This window comes from Phyllobacterium sp. P5_D12 (assembly GCF_054049495.1).
The window spans coordinates 1-2516 of the sequence record NZ_JBFUMG010000606.1 but is presented as its reverse complement, the minus strand read 5'-3'; the positions used below and the strand labels follow the sequence as shown (position 1 = coordinate 2516).

The following is a 2516-nucleotide window of genomic DNA, read 5'->3' as shown; positions in this document are numbered from 1 at the left end:
CTTGTGACTTTGCACGGCAACTCCCATTGCCAATGTTCCTAAAGTTTCAGTGCCAAATTCCTCGCATTGTTGATGTGCACTGCTATTGCATCCATTGCAGTCTGCGGATCCCGGGTCTCGATCGCCGTCAGGATCGCCAGATGTTCACGCATGACCGGGACGACGCGGCCGGTAATGCGGAACCGCTCCTGGTTGATCAGGCGCATCTTGATCGCATTGATCCGGTAGGCCCTGCCGATGATCCCGTTCTCGAGAGAATCGATGATCGTTTCATGCAGGTTCCAGTCGATCGTCTGCGCGCGCAATTCGAGCTCGGGCATCTCCTTGCCCTGCAGCGCCTCCTCGAGTGTGTCTTCATGCTCCTTGCGCAGCCGGGCCAGTAGTTCATCGGATGCCGAAACGCAGAAGAGCGCAATTGCTTCCTTTTCCATGAACAGGCGGAACTGGAAGGCCTCGCGGATCAGATTGAGATCAATATGCGCAATCTGGATGCCACGCTGCGGGATGGTCTTGACCAGCCCCTCGGCCTCGAGGCGAGGCACGAGTTCGCGGATGGCTCCAAGCGGCATACCGGTCATTGCAACAAGCTGGCGCTGCGACACGAATTGCCCCGGATTGATATCACGCGCCAGAAGATGCTCCGTGAAACTCGCATAGGCCTTCTCTCGCAGTCTTACCGGCTCGTTACCATCATCCATGCCCGTCCTCCCGACTCGTATTGCTTCCCCATTATTACGCGGCAGCGGCCACAAACAAGCGGTCGAAGATGCCAGTCAGTCTTTTGTAGTCCAAATCCGAAAGGGCCAGCAGCGGTGCACGTGCCCGGCGCCACCCATCATCGCCGGCTTGATAGGCGACCAAAGCCTTCACCGCTGGCGTGACTGGAAATTTCAAGAGCTCATTGACCGCCTCGATCATCGCCGGATCGTCGCGGCCTTCATTGACCATTGGCAGAAGACGGTCGGCATAAAGATTTGCCATGCCGGAAATCGCCCCCTGCCCGCCAAGACGAACGCCTGCGGAAAGTGAGCGCTCGTCACCGATGAGGATTGCCAGATCATTGTGCTTTGCCAGCAGCCTTTCAGTGAAGGGCCAGTTTCCGGATGAGTCCTTCACACCGGAAACGACTTTCGGGAAAGCTTCGCGCAGACGACTGACAAGTTCGACCGAAATTTCAACGACGGTAACGGAAGGAATATTGTAAAGGATGATGTCTCTCGCCCCCGAACCGATCTCCGTAAAGACCGACGAAAACCAGACGAACAGTCCGTCGTCGCTGACATTCTTGAAATAGGACGGAGGAGCGAGCAATACGCCACGGCAACCCGCGTCGAGCGCATGGCGCGATTGGACCGCCGCATCTACATAAGAGTTGGCCATGACGCCGACGACAATCTGCTTGGGTTCAATGCCCGCGTCGAGAAACGCCTGGATAACGACCCCGCGCTCCTCATCACCGATCGAGGAACCCTCGCCTGTCGTTCCGAATAGTGTCACGCTGCTGCAGCCGCTGTTCAGGCAGTGCCGGGCGTGCTTAACGGCTTTCGCCACATCGATACCCATCTCGGCATCGAATGGCGTGGTTAGCGCGGCGGACAGCCCAAATCGATCCCGAGACACTTGCTTCTCCCATGTCGTTTACGACTAAAGACGTACTAACATGTCAGTTGAAAGTCAACAGGAACGCACTGACTTTTTACTGCGAGGCTTTACTCTTCGGGATGCTGGGAAAGAAGCGCGTCGACTTCGGATTTCGCCGGTGCGCCGGCCCGGCCGCCAAAGCGGGAACATTTGATCGCGGCGGCAGCGCTGGCAAAGCGCATGATCTGGTACATCGGATAGCCCCGCGCGAGGCCAAAGGCGAATGCGCCGTGAAAAACATCGCCCGCCGCAAGCGTGTCCACAACATCCACGGGGAAGGCCGGCATGTGACGGACTTCGCCTTCCAGATCATCGTACCAGAAGGAGCCCTTGTCGCCGCCGGTCACAGCAATGAATTCGCCGTCGCGGCCATAAAGTGCTGCAAGAGCAACGGCTGCCCTCTCCGGGTCACTTTCACCCGTCACCTTCTCCGCCGCCGGCTCGGAGGCGACGATATGCGAAGCAAGCGGCATCAGCATTTCCAGTGTCTCGAGCGAAGCGGTGTCGGCGTCGAGGACGCCGTGGACGCCAGCCTCCCGCGCCGCCTTCAACGCTTGCGCAGCGGCAAGTGGCCAGCGTACATCGGTCATCACGACATCGTAGGTGCCATCGGAGATCGGCGGTATTGTTTCTGGCGCGGACAAAAGCTCCGGATCGTAGTAAGGCACGATCATCCGTTCACCGACGGCATCGACGAAGATGGTCGAGAAGGCTGAACGCGCGCCTTCGATGCGCCGAACGTGAGAACAGTCCACGCCCTCGGCAGTCAGTTCCTCGATGACCCGCCGCCCAATATCGTCCGGCCCGACGGACGCCCAGAGCGAGACATCGCCGCCCAGGCGGGCGATACTTGTGGCGGCGCTCGACGCCATGCC

The 2516-nt window shown here is 58.9% G+C and carries 3 protein-coding genes; all 3 read right to left on the bottom strand.

Annotation, left to right across the window (positions count from 1 at the left end; translation table 11 throughout):
• Positions 1-38: 38 nt before the first annotated feature.
• Positions 39-698: a GntR family transcriptional regulator gene (locus ACXJ5O_RS24150; RefSeq protein WP_457302123.1), complete on the bottom strand. Its 660-nt coding sequence runs from the start codon at positions 696-698 to the stop codon at positions 39-41.
• A gap of 34 nt (positions 699-732) precedes the next feature.
• Entirely contained in the window at positions 733-1620 is an 888-nt protein-coding gene (locus ACXJ5O_RS24145) for a dihydrodipicolinate synthase family protein (protein WP_457302122.1), read from the bottom strand.
• A gap of 89 nt (positions 1621-1709) precedes the next feature.
• On the bottom strand, positions 1710-2516 hold an 807-nt coding region (locus ACXJ5O_RS24140), incomplete at its 5' end, for a PfkB family carbohydrate kinase (protein WP_457302121.1).

What these genes read in the sequence shown, in the direction of transcription:
- ACXJ5O_RS24150 (WP_457302123.1), bottom strand. Translation starts at nt 698, where the DNA reads ATGGATGATGGTAACGAGCCGGTAAGACTGCGAGAGAAGGCCTATGCG.